This is a genomic window from Clostridium thermosuccinogenes, from assembly GCF_002896855.1.
Classification (GTDB): Bacteria; Bacillota; Clostridia; order Acetivibrionales; family DSM-5807; genus Pseudoclostridium; species Pseudoclostridium thermosuccinogenes.
In genome coordinates this window covers 2,105,058-2,131,322 of record NZ_CP021850.1, presented here as the reverse complement: position 1 = coordinate 2,131,322, position 26,265 = coordinate 2,105,058, and the positions used below count along the sequence as shown (strand labels likewise).

The following is a 26,265-nucleotide window of genomic DNA, read 5'->3' as shown; positions in this document are numbered from 1 at the left end:
TCTTTTGAGACAGTACCTTTTATTTACTCGCAGCATTTAAAGCTTTCATCAGTTTAGATTTTCTTCTCGCAGCGGTGTTCTTATGTAACACATTTTTTGCAGCTGCTTTATCTATCAACTTTATAGCATGTTTCAATGCTTCGCTAGCCGATGGATCATTGTTGGCTATAGCTTCTTTTGTCTTTCTGATGGATGTCTTCAAAGCCGACTTCCTGATTGCATTCTTTAAAGTCTTGGCTTTAGCTACTTTTACTCTTTTTATAGCAGACTTAATGTTAGGCAAATTTTTCACCTCCTGCGATTTAAAGTGGATATTAACATATAACCATACACCGAAAAATAACAAGCTATACTGCTATAGCTGTTAATAAATCGGAGATGAACCGCATAGTTAATTAACATCAAACATTTTACCATTAATATAATTAAAATGCAAGGGATATGCATAATTTATGTAATGTTTAAATCGAATAATGGCATCAATCATAATTAATCTTAATTTTGAAATAAATAGCAATTACATTGATTTAAAGACAACATATGATGTATAATACTTGCAATACTGCCATGGATTTTGCCTGCAATTGTTATATTTGCTTATTAAGAATGATTACATGTAAGGGATAGGTTAGTATGAGAATTGATTTTTACTATTGGGGCATGCAATGTCCTATTATTTATGAGATGCAAAATTTAATAAATGAATATAACAGTAAATTTGATATCTATCTGCATGACATATCCAATGATTTTTCTATGGCAGAGAAGCAGAAAATGTTTTTTCCGTTCCTGACGGTTATAGAAGGTAGAACCAGGTACAGAGGACCTATAAAAAGAAGTATATTAGAGAATTTACTTAATGGACGCGCAATAGTTGAAAAACCATATATTATTCCGTTGGCAACCAAAATATATAAAGGTGAGATTATTCCATTAACATATAATAATATCTCTTTAGTGTCTTCGGGCTGTACTTTGACGCAATGCAAAGAAGCATGCAATAAAAAAGGAGCGTTTCTTGCTGAATATTGTGAGGATATTTTTGGCTTTATTAATGTGAAAGACAATAGAGTTTTAGGCGGAGCAGAGTATGTTCCATCAATTAATGTACCATATAAAATTCCAAAAGATATAGACACAGCATTTTTAACATGTCTCTATCATTCATCCACAGAATATGATTATAAGTCTGCTCCTTTAAATGCATTGGAGAAATATTTAAAAACAAAAGGCTACCTTAAGATTATAGCTATTACAGATGAGGTAGGCACTTTTCCCAATGGGAATTTGGATTGGTTTTTGAAGCACGGATACAATAATGAAAGAGTTATTTCTGTTGAAGAGGATTATTGCGTTTTGCATTTAGTAAGTAAAACATTGTAATATAGCCCGAAACCATTGTTAAAAGATCTAAACCTTATCAGTCAGATTGCAGCATACCAGATTTGGAAACAACTTATGCACTATTGGCTTAAAAAGCTTAAAAATAAGAAATCCAATAGCTGCCCCTAAAGTGTTTAAAATTAAATCATCAATATCTACAGACCTATTATAATACTGTGTCAGGACATTTATAACTCCTTGAATGATCTCTATCCCTGACGAAATAACAATGCAAAAACCAATAATTGATTTAAAAGAAGCGAACTTCTTTGATAAAACAGGAGCAAAGAAGCCCATGGGGATGAATAAAACAATATTTCCCACAATTTGCCTCAGAAAAATGCCAAATCCAAAAATGGTCATTTCTTTTACAGTTTTTAAGGGTATTAGATTGAAAGTCAATTTAAAATCAGGCAATGGAAAATCATATCTTATCTGTCAATTTGCATTATTGCTTTAATTCTAGATTTTTATATAAATAATTGCTTATCTTAATATACTGATGGTCGTAAATTCAAAAACATGTAATTTTCCGGTGCATAGAAAATGCCCATTAATATAAAAATGGAGCTGACAAATACCAGAATTGAAATCCTTCCATGTGCAAAAAATAAATAAAAACTAATGAAAGGGTTGAGTATATGATAGCTGGAAAAAGCGTAAGAACAGACCTTGCTATTGAGGCTCATGAACTGATAAAGGAGAATGAACTGAAGGGTTCGGCACAGCAGGTTAGAGAACCTTCCGGTGTGGAAGTGGAAAATGCAGGAGATGATGAAATAAAAATAACAAGGGTTAGGGTGACTTCACCGGCAGGAGAAGAATCCATCGGTAAGCCTATGGGCAACTATATCACCCTGGAAGTACCAAGGCTTAAGGAAAATGATCAGGAGCTTTATGAGAACACTTGTAAAGCCTTGGCCAAGGAGTTGGTTAACATAATTAACCTCAGGGATGATACCACAATCCTTATAGTAGGACTGGGCAACTGGAACGTCACTCCAGACTCCCTGGGTCCAAAGGTAGTTTCCAGTGTTATGGTGACAAGGCATCTTCTTCAATATGTTCCGGAACAGGTGGATGAAGGTGTCAGGCCTGTCTGTGCCGTCGCTCCCGGGGTACTGGGAATAACAGGAATAGAGACGGGAGAAATAGTCAGGGGTATAGTGGACAGGGTAAGACCGGACCTTATAATAGCAATAGATGCATTGGCTTCAAGGAAAATGGAAAGGGTAAGCACCACCATACAAATAGCAGATACGGGAATCGCTCCCGGTTCGGGAGTAGGAAACAAAAGAATGGAGCTGTCAAGGCAGACTCTAGGGGTTCCGGTTATAGCCATAGGAGTTCCCATGGTGGTTGACGCTGCTACTATGGCCAATGATACCATAGATCTTGTTTTGGACAGCATGATCAAGCAGGCACCTCAGGATTCACAATTTTACAGGACTCTAAAAGATATGGACAGGGAAGAGAAATATTCATTGATACGGGAGATTCTATCTCCTTATATAGGTAACCTCATAGTAACGCCAAAGGAAATAGACGAGCTGGTGGACAGGGTATCAAAAGTCATCGCCAACGGCTTGAATATCGCGCTTCACCAGGGCATTACGTTGAATGATGTGAATAGATATGTAAATTAGACGTATAAAACAGGGACCATGTAAAACACTTAGTGTAAAATTGTTTTAGGACAAAAATAGCAAGAGACCACTCTTTTTGGTAAAATATTAGTCGCTAAACACAAAAAAATACCAAGGAGGGTCTCTTATGAATAATATTATACAACAAATTTGTGAGAATTACATTAGTGAGGTTTTAGATTTCTTTAATGCAGGGGCAATAAGGACGCTCGATGAAATGGAAACCGAACTTAAGGAAAAGACTAATTGTTATCTTAGAAAGATGATGAAAACCTACCTTGAAGGGCTGGACGAAGCAATAGCAGAAGATAAGACGGGTAGGAAGAAAAAAGGTTATGTAGTTGAGCATAAGGATGATAAAAGAGAAATATATACTCAGTTTGGCAGTTTAGAATTTAAAAGAAGATATTACAAGAACAGGTTAGATGGTACATACTCTTACTTATTGGATAGAGTAGTAGGAATCGAAAGCTATGATAGAGTTACCGGTTCTGTTTCAGCAGCCTTAGTTGAAAGCGCATCAGAAGTATCATACTCTAAGAGCAGCCAGTATGTTTGTGATGGGAATATAAGCCGTCAGACAGTAATGAATAAAATCAGACGGACAACAGGGCTTAAAGTAGAGGTTCCTCAGGAAAAGCATAAGGTAAGGTATCTGAATGTGGAAGCAGACGAGGATCATGTTTCACTACAGGACGGGACAGATACAATTGTTCCTCTTATTAGTATACATGAAGGTGTTAAGCGTAGAGGCAAAAGGGGAAAATGTATCAATATTCATCATATAAGCAGCCATGGGAAAAGTATAAACGATATGTGGCAGGAAGCCGCAGAATGGATTTATGAAGCCTATGATGTAGATGAAATAGAGAAAATATATCTTCATGGGGATGGAGCATCATGGATTAAAACAGGACTGTCATACTTGCCCAAAGCACAGTTTGTATTGGATAGGTATCATTTAAATAAAGCCTTAAAGGAAGTATCCAGAGGAGATGAGCTTATTTGTGCTAAGCTGAGGGATGCAGTAATTGAAGCAGACAAGGAATCCCTTAAGGAGGTATGCAGAGAGCTTCGTAAGGGTGCGGAAAATGAGAAGGTTAAGGAAAAAATAGATAGTTTCAGAAATTACATCATAACAAACTGGGATGGAATAGTAGCATACCAGGAGGAAGCTTCAAGGGGCAGCAATACAGAAGGGCATGTAAGCCATGTATTATCCAGCCGGTTGAGCAGCAGGCCGTCAGGATGGAGCCGAGAGGGTCTAAAAACTATGGCAGAGCTTAGAGCATTTTGCTGTAGTGGCGGGCATGTAGAAATAAGGCATATCAAAAAGACCGAAGCTCCGTACAAAGTAAAAAAGAAAGTGTTGGATAAGGTATCAAAAGCGTACAGAAAAGCCTCTAGAGAAATGATACATAACATCACAGTATTAAATCGTGGAAAGGTAAGTCAGTTAACTCGGGCACTTAGAAACGTAAGAAATAGCGGCTATATTTTTTAAGCTATTTAAACATAAAGAGTGTACCTGCTTTTTAAAAAACCGAAAACAAATTGACACTGCCTGTAAAACATCTTTAACTTGACTGATCTATTAAGGGATATTATTATATTATTATGCTGTAATCCCGGTATATGGCTGTGTTTTGCTCCTTTGCAAAAACCTGTTAGTGCCATTAGGTGTAGATATAATTCTTTAGTGCCGGCAGCAATGATATCAGTTGTTTAATTTTTGTATAAGTGGTGATTAAATGTATAGTAATTTTTCGAGGGTCATGAATGAAAAGTATCGCATTGGGCTTATAGGCATATTTGTACTTCTTGTGCTGTTGGTTATTTCGGCCGAATATGCGACTACCAGTGCTAAAGACAGTGATATATCATCGAAGGCATATCTGACAGACAACAGTGCTAAAGACGCGTCCGATACCACAGATATAAAAGGCCAGCAGCCGGAAGAGAGGGAGCCGGACAAAGATGTGGAAGACAAAAATATAGGAGCTGCCGACAAGGATTTCAATGAATGGTTAAAAAATACGATAGTAGCAATAGACCCGGGACATGGCGGAAATGATTATGGAACATATTACGAGGAATTGAAGGAAAAAAACATAACCCTGGACGTATCCTTGAAGCTTGGTGAATTGCTGGATAAATCAGGTGTTAAAGTAATATTCTCAAGAGAAAAGGATGTAAATGTAGAACTGAAAGACAGAATAAACATGGCCAATGAAGCCGGTGCGGATGTGTTTATCAGCGTTCATGTAAATGGTATGGAAGACAATCCGGAAGTTCATGGCTCCGAAACTCTATATTTCAATACAGGGAAATACGGTGACGAGATACTGGATTCTGAAAAGCTGGCCCTGTTGGTTCAGGAAAAAATGGTAGAAAAGCTGCAGACCAGTGATAGGGGCATAATTGAAAGACCGAAGCTTGCAGTCTTGCGTCTTGCAGAAGTACCGGCGGTGATTGCGGAACTTGCATATATATCCAATCCTTCCGACCGGAGCAAGCTCGAATCCCAGGAATACCGTTTAAAGGCTGCTGAAGCTTTGCACGATGCAATTATTGAAGCTTTAAGGCTTAAATTTGAAAATAAATAGCCTCATCTTCTGATTTATCTTTTAACTAAAGAAAGGAAAAAACCCTTTCTTTTTTTTTGTGCTGATTATATAATTTTAATATATATATGATTGCCTGAAGGCAGCAATAGCAGTACTAAAAAAGATTATGTAATTTATTTCCTTGGAAATAAATGGATGGGTGTGACAGGTGATTTTATGAAAAGAGTAGGTAAGTACTTTCTAATACTTACATTGGTACTGATACTCTGGAACTCAGTAATAATGAAACCTCTTAAAATTTTTACCGTATTTCTTCATGAACTGGGGCATTCTCTGATGGCCTTTATTTTTGGTTACGGAATTCAGAGCTTCAATGTGAATTATAATGAGAGCGGTTATGTCCTGGCTCAATCCAAAGGTTGGTTTTCAAGCTTTATGATAGCCAACGGCGGATATCTTGGGAGCATATTATTTGCCTTATTAATATTAAGCCTTAAAAACACGGCATTCAAAAACTATATTTTAGGTGGTCTCGCAATAGTGTTCCTGGGCATAACAATCAAATTTTCAGGCTTTTCCTTTGCCCTGTTGTATGCCATAATTTTTGCCGTGTTCGTAATCATACTGTATATGCTGGGAAACGAGAAGATTAATGATTGGGTTATAGACATTATGGGAATCGCTGCCGTTTCCTATGCGATATACGACACCTTCGTGGATACAATTCTTCTTCAGATAAACAGGTATTTAGGCATAATTGCAGGCTGGGGTGACAAACAGCCCATGACGGATGCGGTGCAATTGGCAAACATGACCCGCATCCCGGCAATAGTCTGGGGCATCATCTGGCTTGCGGTATCCTTGATCGCGATAAATGCTACTTTGATAAGGCCGTCAAAAGGCAAAAAATAAGACAGTTAATATTTAAGACAAAACAGGAGGACAAATCCAATGGATAAACTACAGCTGATGAAGGAAAAAATAAAATTGCTGAATGAAGCATCCAAGGCTTATTACCAGGAAAATAGGGAAATCATGTCCAACCTGGAGTATGATAAATTATATGATGAATTGTTGGAGCTGGAAAAAGAAACGGGTATAGTTCTATCCAACAGCCCTTCCATTCATGTGGGTTATGAGCTGCTAGGAAGCCTGCCCAAAGAGCGTCATGAAAAACCGATGCTGTCCTTGGATAAAACTAAGGATGTAGGGGCTTTAAAAGAATGGCTGGGGGATCAAACCGGGCTGCTTTCATGGAAGTTGGACGGACTTACCATCGTATTGACTTATACTGAAGGTAAACTGTTAAAGGCAGTAACCAGAGGGAATGGCGAAGTGGGAGAGGTAGTGACCAATAATGTAAAGGTATTTTCCAACATACCCCTCAACATTTCCTACAAAGGAAATTTGGTTCTCAGAGGGGAAGCCGTTATCAGCTACTCTGATTTTGAAAAGATTAACAACGAAATACCTGATGTAGCCAGTAAGTATAAAAATCCGCGAAATCTCTGCAGCGGATCGGTAAGGCAGTTGAACAATAAAGTAACTTCCGAAAGAAATGTGCATTTTTTTGCTTTCTCAATAGTAAAGGCCGATGGTGTGGATTTCGGCAACTCCAGGATGGCCCAGCTTGAATGGTTAAAGAATCAGGGCTTTGATGTGGTGACGTATAAAAAGGTTGACTCATCCAATATAGAAAAAGCGGTATCATGGTTTGAGGAGAACATTGCCAAAAATGATTTTCCTTCCGATGGATTGGTCTTAACCTATGATGACATCGCATATGGAGAGTCTCTGGGCGTAACGGCCAAATTCCCCAGAGATTCGATAGCCTTCAAATGGCGTGATGAGATAAAAGAAACCAAACTGCTGGAAATTGAGTGGAGCGCATCCCGTACAGGGTTGATAAATCCCGTGGCAATCTTCGAACCCGTGGAGCTTGAGGGGACGACGGTAAGCAGAGCAAGCCTTCATAATATCAGCATTATGGAAGGGCTGGAGCTGGGAATTGGAGATACCATCTGTGTATATAAAGCAAACATGATTATCCCGCAGGTGTCCGACAACCTGACAAGAAGCGGGAAGGTTTGCATACCGGAGGAATGTCCTGCATGCGGTAGTAAGACGATCATAAAGCAAAACAATGATGTAAAGAGCTTGTATTGTCCAAACGAGGACTGCCCAGCAAAACAGATAAAATTATTCACCCTTTTTGTAAGCAGGGATGCCATGAACATAGAAGGCCTTTCTGAAGCTACCATAGAAAAGCTCATAGGAAGGGGACTTGTAAAAGAACCGGCAGATTTATTTCATATAGAAAAATTCAAACAGGAAATTGTCAGCATGGAGGGTTTTGGCGAAAAGTCTTATCAGAACCTGGTAAATGCTATTAACAGATCAAGAAAAACCAATGTGGTAAGGCTGCTTTTTGGATTGGGCATTCCCAATGTGGGACTGTCCAATGCTAAAAATATATGCAGGAAGTTTGATTATGACTGGGAAAGAATCGAGAATGCTACAATACCGCAGCTTTTGGAAATAAACGGTGTCGGCCAGATTATGGCGGATAACTATGTGAGATTTTTCAGCAATGAGAAAAACAGAAGAATAATAAAGAATATTCTCAATGAGATAGAATTTGAGCCGATGAAGTCAGCGGATGCGGAAAGGATATTTGAAAATATTACTTTTGTAATTACCGGTTCGGTTGAGCATTTTAAAAACAGGGATGAGCTAAAGGAGACGATAGAGCAAAAAGGCGGTAAGGTCACAGGCTCCGTGACTTCAAAGACCAATTATTTAATAAACAATGACAATACGTCCAATTCCACCAAGAATAAAAAGGCAAAGGAATTGGGAATAAAAATTATCACCGAAGAAGAGTTCCTTAATTGGATGAATTCCGGAGTAAGGCCTTAAGGGTAAGGATTGAAGCTGCATAGACATTTGGCGGCATATGTGATACCAAGCAGGCATTTATCTTTCATCCTGGCAAAACTTTGTTAGAAATTTGCTTCATTACATGGTTGGTTGAAAATCATCGTAAGGTAAATAAACATTTGAGTGTTAATATGATTTAATGCCCTAAAATAACTCAACCAACAGTGGCAAACACCGTAAATGTTGTGCAAAAAACAGTACACACAGAAACAACGTTTTGAATATACTGATAAGTGCAATGTATGTTTTTAATAGCTAAGTTGTGCGGTTTTTTCATATACTCAGGCTTTCTGCTGTCTTAAGTTAACCAGCACAACTGTTCATGCTTGGAAAGAGCAATCAAACATGAAAAGTGCATACGCATTTACATGCTAAAGTTAGTTCAGGAAAGGTGCTGAAAGTCCATAACTGAAAACCGGAAACCAGCACCTCGCCCATTCCTGATTAATGCATACTGAGTCAAAAACGTAATATATTTATTTTTTTAAAGTTAATATTAATATTTTTAATATAAATGTTGATATTATTAATAAGATATAATATAATATTTAATAAGAAATCATGGAATGAAAAGGAGGATTACATATGTCAGTTTTTAGCGGTATCACACAAAAGGTTAGCAACACAGCAAAAGCTGCAGCAAAAAAGTCAAATGACATTGTGGAAGTTACCAAGTTGCACATGAGTATCAGTGCAGAAGAGGATAAAATTAAGAAACTATACGGTGAAATAGGAAAAGCTCTGTATGAATCCTACGAAAGAGGAGAGCCAATAGGTGATGCTTTTAAGGATAGCTGCGAGCAGATACAAAGCATAAGCGAGAACATAAAACAGATGAAGCAGAAAATACTTGAACTGAAAAACCTGAAAGCTTGCTCCAACTGTTCAGCAGAGCTGGATGCAGACGTCATATATTGTCCCCGGTGCGGAACCAAGCAGTAACATTCACAGAAAACCCAATGCTATGACAGGTAATCCGTTGCCCAACTAACCTGTTAATATATCAGGAGCGATGGTTGGCATAAAAATGTACTTAAAATGGCAAAAGATATCTCCACCTCTTGTTTTACAACCTTACTATAGGGGTGGAGCCGTCTTTTTGCCTTGGTTTATAAGTGGAGATAAGTAGAATGAAGACAAAACAACCAGATTTCATCCTTGGTTGTTTTGTTATTTATTAGATAAATTTCATATTGAAAGTGAGGAAATCCTGCATCTACACACAAAACATGAATAACTGAAGGGCAATACTTTACCATTTGTGTTGAAATATGATATGATTTCATGGCCGGAAAAGGTAGTGTCAAAAGTTCTATGAAAGAATAAAATTTTGACGCCAGAAATGAGAGTATTTACCAAATATGCACATTGGAAACCAAATAAGCAACAAGAAAAACCATGGGAATATAATACCTGTGGATTTGATGGATAACCCGCCCGAGGCATGGATAACAAGTGGATAAAGCATTGGCAACGAAAAGCGTGTTGCCAACACTTTATCACACAAGTTACCCACACCCCTCAAATCAGCGGGTTACCCACAAACTCCACAGGTTCGGCGGCGACTGTTTTGCTATGCTATGCTACAAAAATAAGAGGATGAATTTCGTTCCTTAAGCAGATTGTTGGGCTTTGATGTATTCTTGGGACATTTTAATGAGTGTAACCCACCTGGCAGGCATATTAGGCCGGTCTTTGAGCTCTTCTAAGACCACCGGCACCCTGCCTTCCAGAGAGGAATGAGGCCTTAGGAAGTTGAAGTAGGCTACAAACAGTGTAAGGAAGGATACTGAACCTGCATAGTTGTTAAAACCGTTGGTGGGTCTGTAGTTTCCCTTGAAGGTGCGGTTTAACCTTTCGATGATCTGCTTTAAAGGCCTGTATTCTTCGGAGATAGGGTCGTCGTTGGTAAGACCGATTACCTGCTTTATGTCAAAGTGGATGCCGTACTGGGCGAAATAGTGTTGAGCAAGCATGTAAATAGGGTTCCCGTCAAAGATCAGGGTAAGATCCTCAGGAAGCTTATCGAACTTGGACAATGCTTCGTCAAGAGCATAAATTGCAGCTTTAACATCACGGTTGGCAGAGACGGGGTATGAGAGGATAATCTTCTTTACTGCGTCGAATATAAAGAATACGTAATGCCATTTGCCCAGAACCTTTATGTACGTCTCATCCCCGCAGATGGAATCTGAGAGATCATACTTGTAGTTGTCAATGAAGGGTTTAATGTTTGTGGCAACAGCATCGGCATAATTTGATACCGACTGATGAGAAACACTTACACCATGTACTTCACGCATAAGGGCAGCTGTCATCCGGGTAGAAAGGCCAAAATTGACATGGTATGTAAGTATCAGCCCCAGGACGTGAGGAGAGACATAAAGCCTTGATATATCTACACTCGGAGGCTGGGAAGGCTTTCTTACCAAAGGCTCAAAGTCAATATCAAACTCCCTGTAGATGTAATGGAGCTTGAAATCATGTGGAGAAGACTTGTAGCGCTGCTTGTCTTCCTCGGACATGGAATTGAGCCTGTCAAGGTAATAGGGGCACTTGGAGTTGGTGCACTTATGTACGTTGAAGTCCTTACGCTCTTTCTTAAGTTCCAGTGTCCTTCCACAGTGGGGGCAGAGGAAGATGAGATTTTTTAGGTAACGGTTTTTCTTGTTGAAAGTGCACTTGCAGACTTTGCATAAGTACTGGCCTTTACCACCGGTATTGTCGTAAAGGTATTCATGAGGAGCTCCACATCTTGGGCAGGCCATAGTATCAGGGACTGTAGAAGCTTTTCTCCTTGTAATAGGGGTTATAAGCTTACCGGTTTCCTTGAGATGATTTGAAATAAGCTGCTTATAATCAAGCTTCTCAAGTGTCTCAATAATCGGCATGGTATCCACCACAAGCTTGCGGTAAGGCTTCCTAACAGGCTCATCGTAGTACTTGCGGACGGATCCTTTACTAAAGAGTGCACACATGAGGTAAATGATAATTTTAGCTTGTATTTGAATGTATAGTAGTAAAACTGTTATAATGTTGTTCAAAGGTACTTAACTCCTTTCTTTGGGGGTTGTCCAGCAACAACATTATACCAAAAAAAGGGCAAGTACCTTTGCCTTTCTATACATTCTTAATTTCCAGTTAAATGAGGGTAAAACCCTTAATAATATAAAAGCAAGTAAAACCAAGGGTTAGAGGTCAAAAGCATATCAAAACTTTTGACACTACCCCGGAAAATAGGAGGGTAAAGATATGAAAGATACACAAAGGAAGGATGAAAAAAGGCGATTAAGAGAAGAGATATTGGCCAAAAGAGCTCTTCTCACTGCTGAGGATATAAAGGAAAAAAGCCGTAAGATAACGGATAAGCTTCTTGATTTGAAAGAGTTTAAGGCAAGCAAGGTGGTAATGTCCTATGTTGATTTCAATAATGAAGTGGAGACCAAGGATTTCATTAGAACTTGCCTGCAGCAGGGAAAAAGGGTTGCGGTGCCGGTGGTGGTGAGAAAGCCCGAGAGTCCTCGCAGTGAGATAATAGCATCGGAAATATTTGATCCCGACGGGGATCTCGTACCCGGCACTTATGGAATTCCTGAGCCCAGAAAAGACAGATTAAGGGAGATCAACCCATGCGAGATAGATTTTGCGGCAATCCCCGGGACGGTATTCGATGTGCGAAGGAACAGAATCGGATATGGCGCAGGGTATTATGACAGGTTTTTGATTAAGCTGAAGAAGGATTGTTTAAAAGCAGGGCTGGCTTTTGAACTGCAAATAGTGGAGGAGCTTCCTGTTGAGAAGCACGACGTACCGCTGGACATGATAATTACCGAAAGCAGAAATATATAAGAAAAAGTGCAGTCTATCCCTTTGCCTTTTTAAAACGCAAAGCAAGGCTTTCAGCCGCAGCCCATCCTTTTTTGACCCTACAGCTTGAACTCTTTGCAGCACCCATATGTCCTACACTAATATATTCATCCGCTGGGGTATATAATATAATATAACCTTATTTGTGAGGTGTGCTGCTTGGATTTTAGTTTTGATCTCAGTCTGGTCGATTCCCAAAAAATTCTGCTTACCCCCCAGGTTAAACAAGAGCTGGATGTGCTCAGAAAGAGCTCACAGGAATTATACAAATATGTAGAAGAACAGATGGAAAACAATCCGGTGCTGGAGCTTGCGGAAGACGAAAGATATATAGATGATAATTTTTATATAGATATGGACGACGAAACAGAACTGGGTGAAGCAACAAGCGCAAATATGATTTTAGAAGAACAGAGCGTATATAATAATGAGTACATGTACATACATCCAAGGCTTATGCCAAAATCAATGCTGTCCCTTAAGGAACACCTCATACTGCAGCTTCATATCTCAAACCTTGAAGAGAATCAGATATCCATAGGCGAATACCTGATAAACAATATTGATGAGAATGGATATCTGACTGTTGGCCTTCCTGAAGTTGCAAAATATTTTAATGTCAGCATCAGCAAAGTCAACAAGGTACTCAAGCATGTCCAGAATTTTGATCCTCCGGGGGTGTGTGCCAGGGATCTTAAGGAATGCCTACTCATTCAACTGAAACAAAAGAACATAAAAGATAAGAACATCATAAATATTATAGAAAACCACATGAATGATCTGGCTGCAGGGGATATTGACAAAGTGGCCGAAAAAACAGGCCTTAAAAGAACAACGGTGGAAGAGATTTTCGACTATATTAAAACACTGGAACCAAAGCCCGGAAGGGAGTTTTTTGAAACCTGCAATGCGGATTATATAATTCCGGATGTCATCGTAAAAAAGTCAAAAACCAAGCTGGAGGTACATATTAATGAAGATTCCATACCTTTGCTGAACATAAATGAATACTATGGCAGGATTTTGGCTTCGGATGTGAGCAATGATGTGAAAAATTTCATAAAAACCAGGCTGGACAGCGCAAAATGGCTGATAAAATGCATCGACCAGAGAAAGGAAGTTATTAAAAAAGTTGCGGATTCAATAGTTTCGAAGCAGTCGGATTTTTTTCATAGGGGCAGGGAATTTTTAAAACCATTATCAGCAAAGGAAATTGCGGAAGATGTCGATATGCATGAATCGATAGTTTCCAGCATAGTAAATGGAAAATACATACAATGCGTGTGGGGGATATTTGAAATGAGATATTTTATTAATAGCTAAAGTATGCCCTAATATGCTATAAGTTTTGCCTTAAAGGCTTTTTGCCAAAATAGCTGCAAAGCAAAGCCAGGGAAGCTGCAAAGCAAAAAAGCCAAAAGCCGCAAAGCCAAAAAAGTGTTATGCTTATTTCTAAAAAACTAACCCTGATATGCTGTGCATACATAGCATATCAGGGCAAATTAATTATTAAATGAGGCATGCATCTTAAAAAGAAATGACGGGTAAACCACACCATTAAAAAGGCCATTGAGGCTTGGAACATGGTTCAATACCAAGGAAGCCTTTAATTCCTCTCTCTCCGAAATGCTCCCTCTCAATATCCTTAATCTTTTCCTCCGTATAATGGTCAATTTCACCGACACTTTTTACCTTATCTGCATAATCTCTTAAAAACTCAATTTCTCGTTCTGTTAAAGCCCTTTGACATTCATCGGAATTCAGTATTCGCTTTAGCTCCGATGCGTACTCATAACCATCGTCCACATCCTTCAGAGCATTCTTCAAAAAATATAACAGTTTTTCGGGAATTTCACGGTTCACTGCCATCACCTTCCTTTAATAGGTAACATAATTATTATACAACTTTCTTTAAATAAATAAACCCCTTGTGGACAATTTTTATACTCCTATTATACAGCATATAAATATTAGAAGAAAACAGGATATTCCATATTGTTTTAGGTTCAATACCGGATTGTGTTATTGCAGCAAGGACTTTTCGTTTTATAGCTGTATAATCCGGCGCCAACCTAAATTATAGGAAGTTGCAGGCGGTGAATATGTCGAAAAGAAAACGGTCTTCCGATCAGGAAATCGTTGTAATAAAAAAATATAACGGCAAGTCTTCGGTGGAAGAAATCATTTTTGGTCTGATGAAGATATGGATGTCCCGCTCAAAAGCAAACAAGGCTAAAGTCTGAAACTGCAGTTTACTCTTTTATGCCTAAAATAAGCTCCGTATCAAGGTGTGAGGATATGCTCCGTGAAGAAAAAAGACATGACTACAAGATAGGCATATATGTCCGCGAAAGCAGGGATGAAAATGAGGAAAATTATGAAACGATAGAAACACAGCGCGACCTTCTTTTGGATTTTGTGAGCAAAAGCAATCTGGGAAAAGTCTTCAGGGTGTACATAGATGACAATGTGTCCGGATCAGCTTTTGAAAGAGAAGGTCTTCAGGCGATGAGGGAAGATGTCGTTCAGGGAAATATCGATCTTTTGATCGTTAAAGACCTGTCAAGGCTGGGAAGGAATAATGCAAAAACCTTGCTTCTTCTGGATTTCCTCGAAGAGTATGGTGTAAGAGTGATCACTTTTGACGGTAGGTATGACAGTGCAAGAGACAATGATACCGTGGGGATCGATACATGGTACAATGAACGGTATGTTAGGGATATCTCCAGGAAGATAAGGGCCAACATCCGTTTCAAGATTCAAAAGGGAGAATACCTAGGCAATGCGCCTTTTGGATATAAAAAATCGGAGCTGGAAAAAAACAAGCTTTGTGTGGATGAAACCACAGCTTTCATAGTAAGGGAAATTTACGCTCTCTACAGGGAAGGTTATGGCTACAAATACATAGCAGATATTCTTAACTCCAAAGGCTATCCCTCCCCTTCATCGAAAAAGGATGGAGCACATTCCAGATCGGGCTGGAATGCCGTGGCGGTGCAGAGGATTTTGGGAAATAGAGTATATGTAGGGGATACGGTTCAGGGGATAAGTGAAAAAATAAGTTTCAAAAGCAAAAAAACCAGGCGTTTGCCTCCTAGCCGATGGGTTATAACTAAAAACACCCATGAAGCAATTATCAGCAGGGAAGAATTCGAAGAAGTCCAGAGGATCAGAAAAGAAAAGAGCATTAATTCCGGCTCCCATAAGGGAACCCTCCATGTTTTCAAGGGGATATTATACTGCGGAAGATGCGGCAGCGTATTATTTGCCAGAGTACGGAAAAACAGGCCAACAGGGTATATTTGCAGCAATTATGCCAAAAACGGAAAAAAAGCTTGTACCAGCCACCACGTCAATGAGATGGAGCTATGCGGCATTCTGATGAAGGAACTGGAGATGATTTTATCCGATGAGGATATAAGAAAAAGGGTGGCGGAAAAGCTTGACGAGTTCACGTTTAAAAGCAATGATACGACCAGTCAAATAGAAAGGCTGGAAGAAAGCCTTGCCGTAAAGCAAAAACAGCAGGATACTTTATACATGGATAAGCTGGAAGGCAAAATAACCGAGCAAATGTTTTTAAGGCTAAATGCCTCTATTGAAAGGAAGATATCACAAATATCGGATGAAATCGAAAGGCTTAAGAAAATCCAGGATAAGACCCAAAAGGGAGCGGAGCTAATCAGAGAAGCATTGGATGAGTGGAAGAACGACTCCCTTACCAATGAAATGATAAAGCTGCTGGTGGAGAGGATAGTCGTGTTCGATCCGGAGGATGACATGGCCGAAGCCATTACCGTGAACATGGACAAAAACATAAATACGGATAATGGGGTTATTGTGATTTATTTCAACTATGGCTAAAAAAGTGGCAGATGCAGCATCTGCCACTTTTAGATTTCCGATAACCGCATTATATGAATGATTCTGGTAACCTACAGCATTAAGTCTTTACAAGCCTTTTCAAGTCTTTTTAAGTCTTTTTAAATCTTTTTAAATCTTTTTAAGCTATATTAAGTCTTTGTTAAGTCCTTAATAAGGTTTTACAAAGTCCCTTTCAAAGCTTGAAATGCACAATTTTTAAAATATATATGCATTAAATTAAAGCCTATCATTGCCACCACAACATGTTTTTAAAGCTATTTTGGGTATTATCCACTTTCGGATTTACCCGATAAACCGATCCATCAGAGTATAACCCTCTTCAATAAAGAATCCGCTTCCGGATGCTTCAGACTCATCATATCCGAGAACATCGGATGTCTTTTCTTCACCCTTCCTGTATAGTATATAAGGGACAGGGTCTGACGTATGGGTCCTCAGGGAAAGGGGCGTAGGATGGTCCGGAAGCACCAGTATGCTGTATTCATCAAACTTATCCAAGCCTTTAAGGATGGTGCCGATGACCAGCTCATCAATCAATTCTATCGACCTGACTTTGTTTTCGATCTCATAACGATGTCCGCATTCATCAGGAGCTTCTATGTGAACATACACAAAATCCTGGCCGTTTTCAAGCTCTTTGAGGGCAGCCTCCGCTTTTCCTTTGAAGTTGGTGTTTATATTGCCTGTAGCGCCAGGAATATCAACTGATTTTAAGCCTGCACATAATCCTATTCCTTTTATCAGGTCCACAGCAGAAATCACCGAGCCGCGCAGGCGGTATTTGTCGTAAAATAAAGGGATGGCAGGCTTTCGCCCTTCTCCCCAAAGCCATATGGAGTTCGCCGGCTTTAATCCTCGAGCAACCCTTGATTTGTTGACAGGATGCTCCTTCATAAACTCGCTGCTTTTTTTCATCATATCCAGAAGAACCTTGTTTTCTTCCCCGGACGGAAGGTATGCAGCTATTTTCTTTGTGAGAATATCATGGGGCGGAGTAAGATTAAGACCAACCGGACCATTTTTCCATACCAGACAGTGGCGGTAGCTAACTCCGGGGAAAAACGTCATGCTGTCGGTTTTAAGATGCCGGTTTATATCGTCTATCAGTTCCCGGGCCTCCTCCGATGTAATTTCATCCGAGCTGTAATCAATCATGGTTCTGTCCTCATAATTTTCTTCTTCCGACAGTGTCACCAGGTTGCATCTTAACGCAACGTCGGTGTCGGAGAGCTCTATACCCATGCTGACGGCTTCCAGCGGTGAGCGGCCGGTATAATACTTTCTCGGGTCATATCCCATCACTGAAAGGTTTGCGGTATCGCTTCCGGGAGAGATGCCTTCCGGTATTGTCCTCACCATACCGATTTCACCATGCTTTGCAAGGAAATCCATATTGGGTTTATTGGCCTTCTGAAGAGGGGTTTTATTGCCCAACTGCGGCACCGGATAATCTGCCATGCCGTCTCCAATTATTACTATATACTTCATACATCATCAAGTTCCTTTGCTGTAATTTTTATATTATGGCCTACGAATTATGCTGATTGCACAATCCTGCAATGTGGCACTCATATTGCAGCATGCTTCATCCAATTATTATAGCAAAGGAAATTGTGAAAAGAAAGACAAAATTGAAATGGTCTTCCCACAAAATTGCAAATCTGAACATTTTCATATATAATAGTAAAAAGGCTACTTTTGCTTTAAGCAACGGAAGAAATTGCGTAGCAATTTTAACACCGTTTCAACGGGGCGGAAGATTTTAACTCACCATCTATTGTGGAATCAGGTACCCGCCACCTATAAGAGGCAGGGACATCTTCAGCCTCGTTATATTACCGACCAAGAGTTTAGGAGTGATTATAATGTCGGAAAAAGCTGCAAGCTTCAGAGAGCAGTTGAAGGAAAGGGGTCTTAAGCTAACTACTCAAAGGCAGGCTGTATTGGATGTAATAATAGAGCACGAAGGCGAACATTTAAGTTCCGAAGAGATCTTTGAACTGGTAAGAAAAAATTACCCCGACATTGGTCTGGCTACAGTTTACAGAACATTAACATTGCTGGATAGCATGGATTTGGTATACAAGCTTGACCTTGACGACGGCTGCAATAGATACGAACTGAATAAAAAGAACGAAGATCACAGGCATCATCATTTAATATGCATGTCCTGCGGATCAGTCGAAGAAGTGGAGGAAGATCTTCTGGAGTCTTTGGAAGAACAGATTACTAGAGAAAAAGGCTTTAAAGTCACGGACCACAGGGTAAAATTCTATGGGTACTGCAAAAACTGCCTGAAAAATCAGTAACTTTCGGATGAAATGGATATTTCATATTGTACGAGAAAAAAAGAGGGTCGATGGCCCTCTTTTTTAAAACACAGCTTTGATAAACGGATATAAAAACATACTGGCGGTATATAAATCTTGAGTAAAGTTCTGGAAAAGGTTTTCGAGTATAAGTCTGAAATAAAGCTCTAGAATATAAAATCCCGGCATAAAGTTACGGAATAAAATTCTGGATTAAAACCCTGAATAAAATCCCATAAAAAAGCCTTGGAATAAAATCCTGGAATATAATATAAAGTTTCCATTGCCTATAGATTTGGTGCAAAACTACAGCATGGAATCTATCTGTTCTTTTCTTCCCATTAAATTCCATATAGGTGATGACTGAGGTATGCGCCTGTATGATTTCACTTTTATATTCGACGCCGAGCCACTACCCATATAAGCGACTACGGCAGCTGTCAATACCGCCACCAGCTCTTTGTCATCCCCTATGTTCAACGGTTTTTTATAAGATCTATCGGTACCAGATTCTTTGGTGCCGTTATCCCTATGTTCAGCATTGTTGATTTTGGAAGTAGTCATGGCTTTGTAAACAACATATAACAGCAATAAAAATAACAGTGGAATTGAAACTATTATAAGGACCTGATTCATATCCTGTGCCTCCTTAATGATGTGTTTCTGCATGAACACCACTCACTGCTATTAATATCACAAACCCGTTGTCAAGTCAATATATGGAAATGTATGCAATAAACATATTTTGGTTGAAATCCAGCATATGAGCCCTTTTACTGCACATCATGGAAAACAAGCCTTGTACCATTTTTACAAATGAAATCACAATAAAGTATAAATTTAGGATGTATGTATATTATTATGGCAGTTTTAAGAAAAAAATCCTTGAGGTACGAGCTGTTTTGGCTCGAGTAAAATTACTGTAGGGAATCAATTGGAATAAATATCCAAAAAATTGAAAAGAAGATGACATCCTGTTAAGATATAAGTCGCCAAATCAAAATACTCAACGAAAGGATGCATCTTCTATGTACAATAGTATACAACATTTTATTGGTTTTGGTGTAAAAAAGATTGAAGAAAAGGTAAAAAAATTTGTTGAAAAGCCTACGGACCTAGCTGACCTTGTTTTGGGATTGCATGAAGAACTTCTTGAATTAGGTAGAAACATTGTTACAGAAGTTCTTGAAGATATGGATGATTATCTGCGGGAATCGGCTTCTCGCAAGCAGAACTGGGAAATTGTAAGAAAGGATAGAACAGGACTTTTAACAAGCTTTGGACCCATCAGTTATGAACGAACATATTTTAAGCCTAAGAAAGGCGGAAAAAGGCAATATCTTGTGGATAGAATAGTTGGTATCAATCCTCATGACCGAGTAAGTGCTGATGTTGTCATAAATGCTGTGGAAGAGGCTGCGGAGAGCAGTTATAGAAAAGGTGGAGAAAAAGCTGCATACATGGATGAGGTAAGCAAACAGGCTGTAATGAATAAAGTACATGAACTTGAAGTTGTTCAGCCATCGGTGGAAAAGAGAAAGGATGAGACACCAAAGATTCTGTATATTGAGGCTGATGAAGACCATGTAGCGCAGCAAGGGAAAAAGAGACATAAGACAGAAGATGAATGGGGAGCAAGTAGCACACTAATGCCTAAGCTTGTATACGTTCATGAGGGAATTGACCATGAAAAAAGCACGAAGAAGAGAAAAGTATTGAAGAATCCCCGTTATTTTGGAGGAATCAGAGATAGTGAAGAACTGTGGCTAGAGGTTTCCCAATACATAGATGATACTTATGATGTGGATAAGATTGAAACTGTATATATATCTGGAGATGGAGCAGCTTGGATAAAACAGGGATTAAACTGGATTGGTAAAAGCAAGTTTGTATTGGATAAGTATCATTTGAGCAAATACGTAAAAGTAGCAACGGCACACTTGGAAGACGAAGATATCGAACAGGAATTAGATGATGCCTTGAAAGAAGCTGATAAGGCGGGGCTTAAGAAGGCATTTGCTAAAATTCTTGAAAAGACAGAATCGGAGACAAAGAGGAAAGCGGTTAACGATGCAAAAAGATATATATTGAATAACTGGGCAGGAATAGAGATAAAGGTAGATAACTATGAAATTGTAGGATGCAGTGCTGAAGGGCATGTAAGCCATATTCTATCCGATAGGTTAAGCAGCAGGCCAATGGGTTGGTCAAAAAATGGTGCGGACAAGATGGCCCAACTCAGAATTTTCAAGAAAAACGGAGGAAAAGTATACGACTTGGTAATGGCTCAAAAGAAGAAAGAACAACGGGAGCAGGCACAGCAGCTACAAGATGAATTAATTCGTGAATTGAGAACAAATAGGAATAGATATGATGGTGTTTGGGACAGTAATCTAACAATAATCAGTAAAGGCCATAAAACACTGCTTTATAGAGCGCTAAGAGCCTTTGTAGGGTAACAATGAACGAAGGGAACGGCGAAGCGAACCCTTTACAATAAGAGGGACCCATATGGTATAATGGGCTAAAGTGGCAGCCAAAAGCTCCAGAGACATTCCCCTGTTACAAGGGGTGCCGCCCTGGCTGACAAACCATATGGGAGATGCTTGTTGTCAAGGGCGTGACCGGAGTGGACTTATTTTAGGAAGTCGTCTTATCTTCAATTCCCTACAGTAAATTGACTCAATCGCTGTTTTGTATAATAATTGTGGTACGGCAAAATTTATAGTATATTAAGTATATGTGAGCTTAATTTAATTCATTGTGCTAGCATTTTCGATAGCTGTGTTCAGAGTTAAAGAGCTGGAATGGATAACAAGCAATAAATTTATAGCAGCTTAAGGTAGTTATCGATATATTCGCTAGTTTTCAATTAGCGAATTACAAGTTTGGCAGAAGATAAAGCAATTCCCTGCGTTCAGGTGATTTGCCTTATCCTCCCCTGCGCTAACTATCTCTAAACTTACCACACGCTATCTCAAATTAGCTAGCACAACAGGTTAATTGAATCTTTTATAACGAAAGCACAGAAATTAAAGGCATTTTGTGCCGGATTTATATTTACTCATAAAAGACTGGCAAGTAAAATTGCACAAAATATTGACATGCAAAAATTTTAGAATGCAGAAAAAATTATGCTAAAACTATATTAGAGTAAGGAGTTAAGTTATATGCTGCATGCTTTTTCAAGAATAGAAATGCTTATAGGAGCCGAAGCGCTTAAAAAGTTAAATGAAAGTAAAGTGGCAGTATTCGGAGTGGGAGGTGTAGGCTCTTATGTTGTTGAGGGATTGGTACGATCCGGTGTAGGTAAGTTTGTGCTGGTGGATGATGACTGTGTATGCCTTACAAATATAAACAGGCAGCTCCATGCTACAAGGAAGACCATAGGTAAGGCAAAAGTAGAGGTCATGAGGGACAGAATCCTGGAAATCAATCCAAAAGCGGAAGTTACGGTTTATCAGGAGTTCTATATGCCTGATACTGCAGAGGGACTTATAAAGGATGATTATGATTATATTGTTGACGCGATAGATACGGTTACAGGTAAAATTGACCTGGTGGTAAGGGCAAAAGCTAAAGGAATTCCTATTATTAGTTGCATGGGAGCAGGAAACAAGCTCGACCCCACAAAATTTGAGGTAGCGGATATATATGAGACATCCGTTGACCCCTTGGCAAAGGTAATGCGCAAGGAACTGAGGAGCAGGGGAGTGGACTCCCTTAAGGTAGTGTATTCCAGAGAGGTACCCTTAAAGCCTCTCGAATCGGATACTACAAGCTGTAAAGTAGGATGTGTATGCCCTCCCGGAACGCAAAGGAAATGCACCATACGCCATCAGGTGCCGGGAAGTGCTGCCTTTGTGCCCTCTGTAGCAGGTCTGATTATTGCCGGTGAGGTTGTAAAGGATCTGATAAAGTCATAAAGGTAAAAAGCTGAAGGAGAAGAATATGTTTGACAAGAGGATAAGTTTTTTTACAGGCCATTATGGCAGCGGAAAGACTGAGATTGCTGTCAATTATGCCATTAAGCTGTCCAGACAATCCAGCAAGACGGCAATAGTCGATTCCGACATAGTAAATCCCTATTTCCGCACTGCTGATGCAAAGGATATACTGGAGCAAAACAACATAAAAGTAGTTCTGCCTTTGTACGCAAATACGAACGTGGATATACCTGCATTGCCTCCTGAAATATATACTCTTTTCAGGGACAAGGAATACAAGGTCGTGTTCGATGTCGGCGGAGATGACCTGGGGGCAAAAGTTGTATCAAGATACAATGAAGAAATTCTGAAAGAGCAGTACGAAATGTTCTATGTCGTCAACACAAAGCGTCCGATGACCGATACGGAAGAAAAGATAGAAGAAATGATATTTGAAATAGAAACCAGCGCCAGGCTTAAAATAACCGGCATTATCAATAATACAAACCTTTTGGAAGGCACGACACCGGAAGATATCATAGAAGGCCATAAGCTCATCGAAAAGGTTGCTAAAAAGCTTCAGGTTCCTGTGTCCTTTATCGCAGGAATCGGTGATTCGGTTGAAGAAGCAGGGAAAAGGCTGGGTATGAAGGTGCTTAAGATGGATAAACATATTTTGCTCCCCTGGGATAGGCAGTAATCAATAATTATCATCGGCAGTGCATAAATATTCATCAGCTATTGAAAACATGTATAAAGAGTAATATAATAAACTGATAAAATATGAAAAAAATTATACGGAAACTGTGAGGGATAATATGGCTAAGGTTACATTTCATGAAGAAAGATGCAAAGGGTGTAAGCTTTGCACTACAGTATGTCCTAAAAAAATAGTCATCATGAGGACCGACAAGCTAAATCAAAAAGGTTTTAACCCTGCCGGTGTGGATGATATGGACAAATGCATAGGCTGTGCCTTTTGCGCCACAATATGCCCCGACTGCGTTATTGAGGTGGAAAAATAATATAATGGCAAGCATTGCTTTATAGTTGGTTTTAAGGAGGACTTACACGATGGGAGAAAAATTACTTATGAAAGGCAACGAAGTAATCGCTGAGGCTGCTTTAAGGGCAGGATGCAGATGTTACTTCGGCTATCCTATAACACCCCAGACAGAAATAGCTCATTATATGGCAAAAAAGATGCCCCAGTTGAACGGTACATTTGTACAAGCTGAGAGTGAAGTTTCAGCGATAAACATGGTATATGGAGCCGCCAGTGCTGGAGCAAGGGTAATGACTTCATCATCAAGCCCGGGAATAAGCTTGAAGCAGGAAGGAATCTCTTATGCTTCCGGAGCTGAACTTCCGGCAGTTATTGTAAACATAATGCGATGCGGACCAGGCCTCGGAGGAATTCTTCCCGCCCAGGCAGATTATTTCCAGGCAACCAAGGGCGGCGGACATGGAGATTACAAGATGGTGGTTCTTGCGCCCAGCAGCGTTCAGGAAGCTTATGAGCTGACCGTTGAAGCCTTTAATATTTCTGATAAATACAGAATTTTGACAATGATTTTGGGCGACGGTGTAATCGGTCAAATGATGGAAGCAGTCGAGTTCAGAGATGAAGAGAACATAGTCCATGTGGAAAAGGACTGGGCAGTTACAGGAACACGCATGGAAAGAGAAAGCAATGATATAACGTCGATATACATAAATCCTGAAGTGCTGGAAAAGCACAATCTCAAGCTGCAGGCCAAATATAAGCTGATAGAAGAAAACGAAGTGCGGGTGGAAACCTTTAATTGCGAAAATGCGGATATTATTGTATGCGCTTATGGCACTGTTGCCAGAATAGTTAAAAATGTTATAAAGCTTGCTGAAAAGGAAGGCATAAAAGTGGGACTGATAAGACCAATTACATTATGGCCTTTCCCGGTTTGCGCCTTTGATAAATATGCAGAAGTGCCAAAAGCATTTCTCACGGTGGAGCTCAGCGCAGGACAGATGGTTGAGGATGTGAGACTTGCCGTAAACGGAAGAAAACCGGTTCATTTCCATGGCAGAATGGGCGGCATGATTCCGACTCAGAAGGAAATACTCGAGAAAATAAAGAGCATACTCGGCAAGGCTTAAACTTTGGAATAAGTTGGGATTGAATTTGAAAACAAGTCAGGTTAAGTAATTTTACATTAATTCATTGTGCTGGCCTTTTCGATTTACTCTCCACAAGCATTTTCAGTTTAGCCAGCACAGCAATTATAATACTAGGCGGTTGATAAAATATTCAATATTTGCGTAAAATTTGTGCTGATATCTAAGAGGCGAGCTATCTGATGTTTCTATGAAATTAAGATATTGGAAGGTGACAGCACATCAAAGGATGATTATCAACTGCAAATCAATTGCGGGGGGATTAACATGGCTACGGTATTTAAAAAACCACATGCTTTAAAAGACAAACCACTTCACTATTGTCCGGGTTGTACCCATGGTATTATACACCGGCTGATAGCTGAAGTTTTGGATGAACTGGGCATAGAAGGCAAGACCATCGGTATTTCACCGGTGGGATGCGCTTATAATAATTATGAATATTTTAACTGCGATATGGTTCAGGCAGCCCATGGAAGAGCACCGGCTGTAGCAACCGGAGTAAAAAGGGTAAATCCGGACAATGTCGTTTTTACCTATCAGGGCGACGGTGACCTTGCTGCCATTGGTACGGCAGAAATTGTGCATGCTGCGACCAGAGGGGAAAAGATAACGACAATTTTCGTTAACAATACAATTTACGGCATGACATCGGGACAGATGGCGCCTACAACGCTTTTAGGACAAATAACCACCACATCGCCTTTCGGCCGCAAACCGGAAATGCATGGATACCCGATAAAGGTTTGCGAAATGCTTTCCAGCCTTGAGGGAGCTGTATATATTGAAAGAGTTTCAACCCATGATATAAAAAATATCATGAATGCAAAAAAGGCGATCAAAAAGGCATTCCAGGTACAGATGGCCAATTTGGGCTTTTCCTTGGTGGAAGTTTTGTCCAGCTGCCCTACAAACTGGGGGTTGAACCCGGTTGAATCTCTCCAGCGCATAAAGGATGAAATGGTTCCTTTCTATCCGCTGGGAAATTTCAAGGGCAAGGATTTGGAGGTGTAGGATAATGGCTCATCAGGAAATCATTATAGCAGGATTTGGCGGACAGGGTATACTGTCTGCAGGAAGGCTTCTGGCCTACGCTGGAATGCTGGAAAACAAAAATGTATCATGGCTGCCTTCATATGGTCCTGAAATGAGAGGTGGAACTGCAAACTGCAACGTCATCATATCGGATGACACTATAGGTTCACCCATATTGAACAGCGCTACAGTACTGGTGGCGATGAATGGACCATCCCTGGACAAGTTTGAGGGTATCGTTGAAGAGGGAGGTATTATAATTACCGACAGCTCACTGGTTCCGCGGAGACCTTCCAAAGAAGGTGTTGATGTATATGAAATACCTGCCACTCAGATGGCTACAGATATGGGCAATCATACTTATGCGTGCATCATCCTCCTGGGTAAGCTGGTGGAGAAAACCGGCATCATATCCAAGGAAAACTTTGAACAGGCCTTAAAAAAGGTTCTTCCCCAGAAAAAGCATTATATGATACCGGAAGAAATGAAAGCTTTTGAAATGGGAATGAAATATTGATTTACACTAATTATATAAAAAAGGAGTTGGACACTA

Annotated in this window: 26 protein-coding genes; 20 read left to right on the top strand and 6 right to left on the bottom strand. The window is 39.7% G+C overall.

Translation table 11 applies throughout. The annotated features are described in order from the left end of the window. Positions 1-19: 19 nt before the first annotated feature. Complete coding sequence (rpsT, locus tag CDO33_RS09395) at positions 20-283, bottom strand: 30S ribosomal protein S20 (protein ID WP_103081234.1); 264 nt, start codon at positions 281-283, stop codon at positions 20-22. A gap of 350 nt (positions 284-633) precedes the next feature. Between rpsT and CDO33_RS09390 the strand changes: the two genes are divergently transcribed. Then, positions 634-1,383 carry a hypothetical protein gene (locus CDO33_RS09390; protein ID WP_103081233.1) on the top strand — a complete coding sequence of 250 codons (750 nt, stop codon included), beginning with the start codon at positions 634-636 and terminating at the stop codon, positions 1,381-1,383. 27 nt (positions 1,384-1,410) lie between these two features. Here the strand turns inward: CDO33_RS09390 and CDO33_RS21675 are convergent, their stop codons facing one another. After that, entirely contained in the window at positions 1,411-1,719 is a 309-nt protein-coding gene (locus tag CDO33_RS21675) for a VanZ family protein (protein WP_422678836.1), read from the bottom strand. Between CDO33_RS21675 and CDO33_RS21255 the strand changes: the two genes are divergently transcribed. The 7 genes from CDO33_RS21255 to CDO33_RS09355 all read left to right on the top strand — a co-directional run bounded on the left by CDO33_RS21255 (position 1,613) and on the right by CDO33_RS09355 (position 9,478). Further along, on the top strand, positions 1,613-1,843 hold the full coding sequence (locus CDO33_RS21255; protein WP_242974857.1) for a hypothetical protein: 231 nt from the start codon (positions 1,613-1,615) through the stop codon (positions 1,841-1,843). The genes CDO33_RS21675 and CDO33_RS21255 overlap by 107 nt on opposite strands. 181 nt (positions 1,844-2,024) lie before the next feature. After that, positions 2,025-3,029, top strand: a complete 1,005-nt coding sequence (gene gpr, locus CDO33_RS09380; RefSeq protein ID WP_103081231.1) for a GPR endopeptidase — start codon at positions 2,025-2,027, stop codon at positions 3,027-3,029. A 127-nt stretch (positions 3,030-3,156) separates the two neighbouring features. Beyond that, positions 3,157-4,533 (top strand): ISLre2 family transposase, encoded by a 1,377-nt coding sequence (locus tag CDO33_RS09375; protein WP_103081230.1) that lies wholly within the window; start codon positions 3,157-3,159, stop codon positions 4,531-4,533. A 247-nt stretch (positions 4,534-4,780) separates the two neighbouring features. Further along, complete coding sequence (locus CDO33_RS09370; RefSeq protein WP_103081229.1) at positions 4,781-5,635, top strand: N-acetylmuramoyl-L-alanine amidase family protein; 855 nt, start codon at positions 4,781-4,783, stop codon at positions 5,633-5,635. A 177-nt stretch (positions 5,636-5,812) separates the two neighbouring features. Then, positions 5,813-6,508 carry a M50 family metallopeptidase gene (locus tag CDO33_RS09365; protein WP_103081277.1) on the top strand — a complete coding sequence of 232 codons (696 nt, stop codon included), beginning with the start codon at positions 5,813-5,815 and terminating at the stop codon, positions 6,506-6,508. Positions 6,509-6,547: 39 nt separating this feature from the next. Then, the gene (gene ligA, locus CDO33_RS09360) at positions 6,548-8,515 is read left to right on the top strand and encodes an NAD-dependent DNA ligase LigA (RefSeq protein ID WP_103081228.1); all 1,968 of its coding nucleotides are present in this window, start codon (positions 6,548-6,550) and stop codon (positions 8,513-8,515) included. Positions 8,516-9,121: 606 nt separating this feature from the next. Beyond that, on the top strand, positions 9,122-9,478 hold the full coding sequence (locus CDO33_RS09355) for a zinc ribbon domain-containing protein (protein WP_103081227.1): 357 nt from the start codon (positions 9,122-9,124) through the stop codon (positions 9,476-9,478). A gap of 671 nt (positions 9,479-10,149) precedes the next feature. Here CDO33_RS09355 and CDO33_RS09350 read toward each other — a convergent pair. Beyond that, positions 10,150-11,514 (bottom strand): DDE-type integrase/transposase/recombinase, encoded by a 1,365-nt coding sequence (locus CDO33_RS09350; RefSeq protein ID WP_207655289.1) that lies wholly within the window; start codon positions 11,512-11,514, stop codon positions 10,150-10,152. A gap of 274 nt (positions 11,515-11,788) precedes the next feature. Here CDO33_RS09350 and CDO33_RS09345 point away from each other — a divergent pair, with 274 nt between their 5' ends. Together CDO33_RS09345 and rpoN are read left to right on the top strand one after the other, a co-directional pair. Then, positions 11,789-12,385 carry a 5-formyltetrahydrofolate cyclo-ligase gene (locus CDO33_RS09345; RefSeq protein ID WP_103083185.1) on the top strand — a complete coding sequence of 199 codons (597 nt, stop codon included), beginning with the start codon at positions 11,789-11,791 and terminating at the stop codon, positions 12,383-12,385. Between the two features lie 177 nt (positions 12,386-12,562). Continuing rightward, positions 12,563-13,726, top strand: a complete 1,164-nt coding sequence (gene rpoN, locus CDO33_RS09340) for an RNA polymerase factor sigma-54 (protein ID WP_161496613.1) — start codon at positions 12,563-12,565, stop codon at positions 13,724-13,726. A 234-nt stretch (positions 13,727-13,960) separates the two neighbouring features. Here rpoN and CDO33_RS09335 read toward each other — a convergent pair whose 3' ends face one another. Next, positions 13,961-14,266, bottom strand: a complete 306-nt coding sequence (locus CDO33_RS09335; protein ID WP_133158710.1) for a hypothetical protein — start codon at positions 14,264-14,266, stop codon at positions 13,961-13,963. A 239-nt stretch (positions 14,267-14,505) separates the two neighbouring features. On the opposite strand from CDO33_RS09335, the gene CDO33_RS20815 reads away from it, so the two are divergent. Together CDO33_RS20815 and CDO33_RS09330 are read left to right on the top strand one after the other, a co-directional pair. Beyond that, positions 14,506-14,646: a hypothetical protein gene (locus CDO33_RS20815; RefSeq protein WP_161496614.1), complete on the top strand. Its 141-nt coding sequence runs from the start codon at positions 14,506-14,508 to the stop codon at positions 14,644-14,646. Positions 14,647-14,665: 19 nt separating this feature from the next. Continuing rightward, a complete protein-coding gene (locus CDO33_RS09330) occupies positions 14,666-16,267 on the top strand; it encodes a recombinase family protein (RefSeq protein ID WP_242974856.1) in 1,602 nt (533 codons plus the stop codon). Positions 16,268-16,570: 303 nt separating this feature from the next. Here CDO33_RS09330 and CDO33_RS09325 read toward each other — a convergent pair whose 3' ends face one another. After that, on the bottom strand, positions 16,571-17,776 hold the full coding sequence (locus tag CDO33_RS09325) for a cofactor-independent phosphoglycerate mutase (protein WP_103083189.1): 1,206 nt from the start codon (positions 17,774-17,776) through the stop codon (positions 16,571-16,573). Between the two features lie 377 nt (positions 17,777-18,153). Here CDO33_RS09325 and CDO33_RS09320 point away from each other — a divergent pair, with 377 nt between their 5' ends. Then, positions 18,154-18,597: a Fur family transcriptional regulator gene (locus CDO33_RS09320; protein ID WP_103083190.1), complete on the top strand. Its 444-nt coding sequence runs from the start codon at positions 18,154-18,156 to the stop codon at positions 18,595-18,597. Between the two features lie 306 nt (positions 18,598-18,903). Here the strand turns inward: CDO33_RS09320 and CDO33_RS09315 are convergent, their stop codons facing one another. Continuing rightward, a complete protein-coding gene (locus CDO33_RS09315) occupies positions 18,904-19,233 on the bottom strand; it encodes an OadG family transporter subunit (protein WP_161496615.1) in 330 nt (109 codons plus the stop codon). A gap of 392 nt (positions 19,234-19,625) precedes the next feature. Between CDO33_RS09315 and CDO33_RS09310 the strand changes: the two genes are divergently transcribed. The 7 genes from CDO33_RS09310 (at position 19,626) to CDO33_RS09280 (ending at position 26,229) form a co-directional block, all read left to right on the top strand. Further along, positions 19,626-21,056 carry an ISLre2 family transposase gene (locus tag CDO33_RS09310; RefSeq protein ID WP_103089282.1) on the top strand — a complete coding sequence of 477 codons (1,431 nt, stop codon included), beginning with the start codon at positions 19,626-19,628 and terminating at the stop codon, positions 21,054-21,056. A gap of 711 nt (positions 21,057-21,767) precedes the next feature. Next, positions 21,768-22,523, top strand: a complete 756-nt coding sequence (locus tag CDO33_RS09305; RefSeq protein ID WP_103082893.1) for a tRNA threonylcarbamoyladenosine dehydratase — start codon at positions 21,768-21,770, stop codon at positions 22,521-22,523. 25 nt (positions 22,524-22,548) lie between these two features. Next, the gene (locus tag CDO33_RS09300) at positions 22,549-23,223 is read left to right on the top strand and encodes a nucleotide-binding protein (RefSeq protein WP_103082894.1); all 675 of its coding nucleotides are present in this window, start codon (positions 22,549-22,551) and stop codon (positions 23,221-23,223) included. A gap of 106 nt (positions 23,224-23,329) precedes the next feature. Next, a complete protein-coding gene (locus CDO33_RS09295; protein ID WP_274540110.1) occupies positions 23,330-23,548 on the top strand; it encodes a 4Fe-4S binding protein in 219 nt (72 codons plus the stop codon). 49 nt (positions 23,549-23,597) lie between these two features. Next, the gene (locus CDO33_RS09290; protein WP_103082896.1) at positions 23,598-24,659 is read left to right on the top strand and encodes a 3-methyl-2-oxobutanoate dehydrogenase subunit VorB; all 1,062 of its coding nucleotides are present in this window, start codon (positions 23,598-23,600) and stop codon (positions 24,657-24,659) included. Between the two features lie 285 nt (positions 24,660-24,944). Further along, positions 24,945-25,691 carry a thiamine pyrophosphate-dependent enzyme gene (locus CDO33_RS09285; RefSeq protein WP_103082897.1) on the top strand — a complete coding sequence of 249 codons (747 nt, stop codon included), beginning with the start codon at positions 24,945-24,947 and terminating at the stop codon, positions 25,689-25,691. Between the two features lie 4 nt (positions 25,692-25,695). Beyond that, positions 25,696-26,229, top strand: coding sequence for a 2-oxoacid:acceptor oxidoreductase family protein (locus CDO33_RS09280; protein ID WP_103082898.1), 534 nt, complete (start codon positions 25,696-25,698; stop codon positions 26,227-26,229). The last annotated feature ends 36 nt before the right edge of the window (positions 26,230-26,265 follow it).

Coding starts and splice junctions, on each gene's coding strand:
- CDO33_RS09390 (WP_103081233.1), top strand. CDS start 634: ATGAGAATTGATTTTTACTATTGGGGCATGCAATGTCCTATTATTTAT.
- CDO33_RS21255 (WP_242974857.1), top strand. CDS start 1,613: ATGCAAAAACCAATAATTGATTTAAAAGAAGCGAACTTCTTTGATAAA.
- gpr (WP_103081231.1), top strand. CDS start 2,025: ATGATAGCTGGAAAAAGCGTAAGAACAGACCTTGCTATTGAGGCTCAT.
- CDO33_RS09375 (WP_103081230.1), top strand. CDS start 3,157: ATGAATAATATTATACAACAAATTTGTGAGAATTACATTAGTGAGGTT.
- CDO33_RS09370 (WP_103081229.1), top strand. CDS start 4,781: ATGTATAGTAATTTTTCGAGGGTCATGAATGAAAAGTATCGCATTGGG.
- CDO33_RS09365 (WP_103081277.1), top strand. CDS start 5,813: ATGAAAAGAGTAGGTAAGTACTTTCTAATACTTACATTGGTACTGATA.
- ligA (WP_103081228.1), top strand. CDS start 6,548: ATGGATAAACTACAGCTGATGAAGGAAAAAATAAAATTGCTGAATGAA.
- CDO33_RS09355 (WP_103081227.1), top strand. CDS start 9,122: ATGTCAGTTTTTAGCGGTATCACACAAAAGGTTAGCAACACAGCAAAA.
- CDO33_RS09350 (WP_207655289.1), bottom strand. CDS start 11,514: ATGTGTGCACTCTTTAGTAAAGGATCCGTCCGCAAGTACTACGATGAG.
- CDO33_RS09345 (WP_103083185.1), top strand. CDS start 11,789: ATGAAAGATACACAAAGGAAGGATGAAAAAAGGCGATTAAGAGAAGAG.
- CDO33_RS20815 (WP_161496614.1), top strand. CDS start 14,506: ATGTCGAAAAGAAAACGGTCTTCCGATCAGGAAATCGTTGTAATAAAA.
- CDO33_RS09330 (WP_242974856.1), top strand. CDS start 14,666: ATGCCTAAAATAAGCTCCGTATCAAGGTGTGAGGATATGCTCCGTGAA.
- CDO33_RS09325 (WP_103083189.1), bottom strand. CDS start 17,776: ATGAAGTATATAGTAATAATTGGAGACGGCATGGCAGATTATCCGGTG.
- CDO33_RS09320 (WP_103083190.1), top strand. CDS start 18,154: ATGTCGGAAAAAGCTGCAAGCTTCAGAGAGCAGTTGAAGGAAAGGGGT.
- CDO33_RS09315 (WP_161496615.1), bottom strand. CDS start 19,233: ATGAATCAGGTCCTTATAATAGTTTCAATTCCACTGTTATTTTTATTG.
- CDO33_RS09310 (WP_103089282.1), top strand. CDS start 19,626: ATGTACAATAGTATACAACATTTTATTGGTTTTGGTGTAAAAAAGATT.
- CDO33_RS09305 (WP_103082893.1), top strand. CDS start 21,768: ATGCTGCATGCTTTTTCAAGAATAGAAATGCTTATAGGAGCCGAAGCG.
- CDO33_RS09300 (WP_103082894.1), top strand. CDS start 22,549: ATGTTTGACAAGAGGATAAGTTTTTTTACAGGCCATTATGGCAGCGGA.
- CDO33_RS09290 (WP_103082896.1), top strand. CDS start 23,598: ATGGGAGAAAAATTACTTATGAAAGGCAACGAAGTAATCGCTGAGGCT.
- CDO33_RS09285 (WP_103082897.1), top strand. CDS start 24,945: ATGGCTACGGTATTTAAAAAACCACATGCTTTAAAAGACAAACCACTT.
- CDO33_RS09280 (WP_103082898.1), top strand. CDS start 25,696: ATGGCTCATCAGGAAATCATTATAGCAGGATTTGGCGGACAGGGTATA.